This is a genomic window from Intrasporangium sp., assembly GCF_051961875.1.
GTDB lineage: Bacteria > Actinomycetota > Actinomycetes > Actinomycetales > Dermatophilaceae > Intrasporangium_A.
On sequence record NZ_JBQCCV010000241.1, the window covers coordinates 1 to 5,124 of the forward strand.

Annotated in this window: 6 protein-coding genes; 2 read left to right on the plus strand and 4 right to left on the minus strand. The window is 70.5% G+C overall.

The features are described from left to right. The 4 genes from ACTHJJ_RS14365 to ACTHJJ_RS14380 form a co-directional block, all read right to left on the minus strand. The coding region (locus ACTHJJ_RS14365; protein ID WP_440303621.1) for a GTPase Era at positions 1 to 527 on the minus strand (527 nt) is incomplete at its 3' end. Then, positions 517 to 1,821: a hemolysin family protein gene (locus tag ACTHJJ_RS14370; RefSeq protein WP_440303622.1), complete on the minus strand. Its 1,305-nt coding sequence runs from the start codon at positions 1,819 to 1,821 to the stop codon at positions 517 to 519. The genes ACTHJJ_RS14370 and ACTHJJ_RS14365, both read right to left, overlap by 11 nt. Before the next feature lie 9 nt (positions 1,822 to 1,830). Then, entirely contained in the window at positions 1,831 to 2,298 is a 468-nt protein-coding gene (ybeY, locus tag ACTHJJ_RS14375; protein ID WP_440303623.1) for an rRNA maturation RNase YbeY, read from the minus strand. Continuing rightward, complete coding sequence (locus ACTHJJ_RS14380; RefSeq protein WP_440303624.1) at positions 2,295 to 3,329, minus strand: PhoH family protein; 1,035 nt, start codon at positions 3,327 to 3,329, stop codon at positions 2,295 to 2,297. Before ACTHJJ_RS14380 ends, ybeY begins: the two co-directional genes overlap by 4 nt. A 104-nt stretch (positions 3,330 to 3,433) precedes the next feature. Between ACTHJJ_RS14380 and ACTHJJ_RS14385 the strand changes: the two genes are divergently transcribed. Both ACTHJJ_RS14385 and ACTHJJ_RS14390 read left to right on the plus strand, forming a co-directional pair. Next, on the plus strand, positions 3,434 to 3,976 hold the full coding sequence (locus ACTHJJ_RS14385; protein WP_440303625.1) for an RNA polymerase sigma factor: 543 nt from the start codon (positions 3,434 to 3,436) through the stop codon (positions 3,974 to 3,976). Beyond that, positions 3,973 to 5,124, plus strand: a 1,152-nt coding sequence (locus ACTHJJ_RS14390) for a Gmad2 immunoglobulin-like domain-containing protein (protein ID WP_440303626.1), incomplete at its 3' end; no start/stop codon positions are given. The genes ACTHJJ_RS14385 and ACTHJJ_RS14390, both read left to right, overlap by 4 nt.

Here is a 5,124-nt window from a genome sequence, read left to right on the forward strand (position 1 = left end):
GCGACCTGCTCCCCCGACACCGCGGACACGGGGACGATGGCGTCCCAGTCGCCGAGCCGGTCGATGGCGATGAGGTGCTCCGCCAGGCGCCCCTTGTCGACCAGGTCGGTCTTCGTCGCGATGGCCACCACGGGCCGGCGCCGCACGGTGCGCAGCTCGGCGAGGTCCTTGGCGATGAACGTGTCGCCCGGGCCGATCCGCTGGTCGGCCGGCAGGCAGAAGCCGATCACGTCGACCTCGAGGAGCGTCTCGCGGACGAGGTCGTTGAGCCGCTCGCCGAGCAGCGTGCGCGGCTTGTGCAGGCCCGGGGTGTCGACGAGGATCAGCTGCGCATGGTCCGTGGTCGCGATGCCGCGGATCGTGTGCCGCGTGGTCTGCGGCTTCGAGGACGTGATGGCGACCTTCTGGCCGACCAAGGCGTTGGTGAGGGTCGACTTGCCGGCGTTGGGCCGGCCGACGAGGCAGGCGAAACCGGCACGGTATGGCGCTGAGCCGGCCTCCGCTCGGCCGGTCGGGTCAGTGCCCATGGGCTTCCTCCTTGTCGGTGATGAGCTGCTGGACGACCTCGGGCTCGGCCCGCTGGACGATGACGGTGGCGACGCGGTGCCGGCGGCCGGCCATCCGCTCGGCGGTGAGGACCAGCCCGGCGACTGCACCGCTGGAACCGACGATGGGCACCCGGCCGATCGCCTTGGTCAGCAGGCCGCCCACGGTGTCGACGTCCTCCTCGTCGATGTGGACGTCGAACAGCTCGGCGAGGTCATCGATGTCCATCGACGCCGGTACCCGCCACGTGCCGTCCTCGAGCTGCTCGGACCCCGGCGCCTCGCGGTCGTGCTCGTCGGCGATCTCGCCGACGATCTCCTCGATGATGTCCTCGATGGTGACGAGCCCGGCCGTGCCGCCGTACTCGTCGACGACGATCGCGAAGTGGCTCTGCTCCTGCTGCATCTCGCGGAGGAGGTCGTCGATCGGTTTGCTCTCAGGCACGAAGTGCATGGGTCGCATCACCTCGGTCGCGGGCTGCTTCGCGTCCTCGGGTGCGGCGGTGAGGCGGCGGGCCACGTCATTTAAGTAGAGCAGGCCCCGCACGTCGTCGGAGTCCTCTCCGACGACGGGGATCCGGGAGAACCCGCTACGGAGGAAGAGCGACATGGCGCTGCGGAGGGTCTTCGTGTGCTCGAGGGTCACCATGTCGGTGCGCGGCACCATGACGGCCCGGACCACGGTGTCCCCGAGCTCGAAGACGGAGTGGATCATCTCCCGCTCGTCGGCCTCGATGACCTCGGTCTCCCCTGCCCGGTCGAGCAGGTCACGCAGCTCCGACTCGCTCTGGAACGGGCCGTCGGCATAGCCGCGCCCGGGCGTCACCGCGTTGCCGAGAGCGACGAAGCCACGGGCCACCGGCCCCAGGATCTTGCGCAGGACCGTGGCAAACGGGGCGCTCCACAGGGCGACGGTGTCGAAGTGCTGCCGACCGAGGGTGCGCGGCGAGACGCCGACGACGACGAACGACACCACGGCCATGATCGCGATGGCGACGAGGCCGGCCTGCCAGATCGTCTCGAGCCAGGACGCGACGGCCAGGGTCACCAGGACCGCCGTGGTCGCCTCCGCGACGACACGGAGGAAGGCGATGACCGAGAGATGGACCGGGGTGTCGGCCACGACCGTCATGAGCGACCTGGAGCCGGCCCGCCCCTCGTCGAAGAGCTCCTGGGCGCGCACCCGGGACATCCGGAAGAGGGCCGCCTCGGCGGTGGACAGGGCGAAGGCGACCACGATGCTGATCGCGGCCGGCAGGACGAGCTGGGGCAGCATGGGCGGCCGTCAGGTGCCCGGTCGGTTGCGGGTGGCGAGGAAGGTGAGCAGCAGCTGCCGCTGCAGCTCGAACATCTCGCGCTCCTCGTCCGGCTCGGCGTGGTCGTAGCCGAGCAGGTGCAGGATCCCGTGCGTCGTCAGCAGGAGCATCTCCTCGACCGGGGCGTGGCCGGCCTCCCGCGCCTGCCTCGCGGCGACGGTCGGGCAGAGCACGACGTCACCGAGGTTGCCCTCGGTCGGCTCGTCACCCTCGGCCCCCGGACGCAGCTCGTCCATCGGGAAGCTCATGACGTCGGTCGGGCCGGGGAGATCCATCCACTGCACGTGGAGCGTCTCCATAGCGGCCTCGTCGACGAGCGTGATGCAGAGGTCTGCCTCCGGGTGGACCCGCATCTGGTCCATCACGTAGCGCGCGCAGTCGAGCAGCTCGAGCTCGTCGACCTCGAAGTCGGTCTCGTTGAGGACGTCGACGCTCATCGGCGGCCCTCCTGCTCGGCGTGCTTGCGGCGCCGGCGGATCTTGGCGTCGTTGCGGTCGTAGGCGTCGACGATCTCGCTCACCAGCCGGTGCCGGACGACGTCGACCGAGGTCAGCTCGGAGAAGTGGACATCCTCGATCCCCTCGAGGATGTGCCGCACCTCGTTGAGGCCGGACCGCGTCCCGCCCGGGAGGTCCACCTGCGTCACATCACCCGTGACGACCATCTTGGACCCGAAGCCGAGCCTGGTGAGGAACATCTTCATCTGCTCGCCGGAGGTGTTCTGTGCCTCGTCGAGGATGATGAACGCATCGTTGAGAGTCCGGCCACGCATGTAGGCGAGGGGCGCGACCTCGATCGTGCCGGAGGCCATGAGCCGCGGGATCGTCTCGGGCGAAATCATGTCGTGGAGCGCGTCGTAGAGCGGCCGCAGGTAGGGGTCGATCTTGTCGTTGAGGGTGCCGGGGAGGAACCCCAGCCGCTCCCCCGCCTCGACGGCCGGGCGGGTCAGGATGATCCGGTTGACCTGCTTGGCCTGCAGCGCCGCGACCGCCTTGGCCATGGCGAGGTAGGTCTTGCCGGTGCCCGCGGGCCCGATGCCGAACACGACGGTGTGCTCGTCGATGGCGTCGACGTAGCGCTTCTGGCCGAGGGTCTTCGGGCGGATCGTGCGGCCGCGGCTGCTGACGATGTTCATCGTCAGCACGTCGGCCGGGCGCTCCTTCGTCTGCGCCCGCAGCATGCCGATGGAGCGCTCGACCGCGTCACGGTTGAGCGGCTGCCCGGTCGTGATGATGGTGAGCAGCTCGTCCAGCAGCTCGTCGATGAGCTCGAGCTCGCCGGCCGGGCCGGTGAAGGTCATCTCGTTGCCACGGACGTGCGTGTCGACGGTCGGGAACTGCCGCTCGAGCGTGCGGAGGAACTCGTCTCGCGGCCCGAGGAGGGTGACCATCTCGGTGGGCGGTGGGATCTCACGAGTGAGGACTGGCTGGGCCTGGGCGTCGGGACTCACGGAATCGGCATCGTTCATTTGGCCCCCAGTCTACGTGGGCGCACCCACGGTGAGACGCTTCACACTCCTCAGGTCAACCGGCGGGTCCCCTGGGGCGTCTCCACGTCGTGAGAACGTTGGGCATGCCTACCCGAGCACGGCCGCCGGGCCTCGACGACGCCGACCACGCGATCACTGAGCTGTACGCCGCTCACTGGACCCGTCTCGTCCGCCTCGCCTGGCTGCTGGTGCGGGACCAGTCCATCGCCGAGGACGCCGTCCAGGACGCCTTCGTCGCGACGCACCGCCGGTGGGAGTCGATCCGTGACTCGGGTCGGGTCGTGGCCTACCTGCAGACCGCGGTCGTCAACCGGTGCCGGTCGCTGCAGCGCCACGCGGTCGTCGTCGACCGGCAGAACCGGGCCGACGCGGCGGCCGCCGACGCGCCGGGCCGCACCAGCCACGTGAGTGCCGAGACGATGGTCCTCGCCTCCGACGAGCGACGCACCGTGCTGGACGCCCTCGAGCGGCTGCCCCAGCGGCAACGCGAGGTCGTCGTGCTCCGCTACTACGAGGACCTCTCCGAGGCCCAGATCGCCCGGGCCCTCGACATCTCCCCCGGCTCGGTCAAGGCGCACGCCCACCGAGCCCTCACGACCCTGCGAGCCACGATGGAGCAGCAATGAACACTGACGACCGCAACGACGGCCACCGTCCCGAGGACGAGACCGTCGTCATCGGCGCCGGCCTGCAGCACGTCGAGGAGACGGTGCGGGCGCAGCTGCACCGTGAGGCAGCTGCGATCCGCCCCCAGGACCGGCTCGATGCGATCCTCGCCGAGGCCCACGGCGCGCAGCTGAGCGACGCCGACGCCGATGCGGGCGCCTCCGGCCGGCACCGCTGGCTGCTGCCTGTCGCAGCGGCGGCAGTGGCAGCGGCCGTCGCGAGTGGCATCTGGGTCGCGAACCGACCCGCCCAGACCCCGCCCCCCGCTGCGAGCCCGGTGTCCCCCACGCAGCAGAGCTCCACCAGCAGCCCGACAGCCAGCACGACACCCGAGTCGACGTCGAGCTCCCCCGCGGACACCGGGAACAGCGCCGCCCTGTGCGCGAAGCCGACGTCCGGAGTGTCCTTGTGCAACGACACCCAGGCCAGATGGGTCCTGCCCCTTCCGGTCTACTACGTCGGGCCACGCACCGACGGCTCGACCTCGCTCGTCCTGTTCCGGGAGTTCGGCCTCATCGACGTCGCCACCCGCGACGATGCTGCCGACAAGGCCACCGCGGCCCTCGCGGAGGCGGTCGCCGGCGGGCCGGCCGGCGCCGCCTACCGTCCGATGTGGAAGGGCGTCGAGGTCGACAAGGTGACCGTCACCGCCGCCGAGATCGACGTGACCCTCTCCACCGGCGCCAAGGGGCTCAGCGCGAGCGAGGGCCAGATCGCGGTGGACCAGCTCGTCTGGACGGCACAGGCGGCCGTCGGCAAGGGGAACCTCCCCGTGCGCTTCACCCTCGCGGACGGCGGGGCGACGCTTGCCGGTGACGCGCGGACGGACCACGCCTATACGCGCCCGACGGACGAGATGGCTGTCTGGGCGATCCTGTCACCAGTCTGGATCGACGCCCCGAGCCGCGGCGAGAGCCTCCCCGCAGGCAAGGTCACGGTGACCGGCATCGCGAGCACCAACGAGGCCAACGTCCAATGGGCGATCACCAAGGGCGGCACGACGGTCGCCTCCGGTCACACGACGGCCGACGTCTCGGCTCCATCTCGCGGCGAGTACAGCTTCACCACCACCGCCCTGCCGGCCGGCGACTACGTCGTCAAGGTCTTC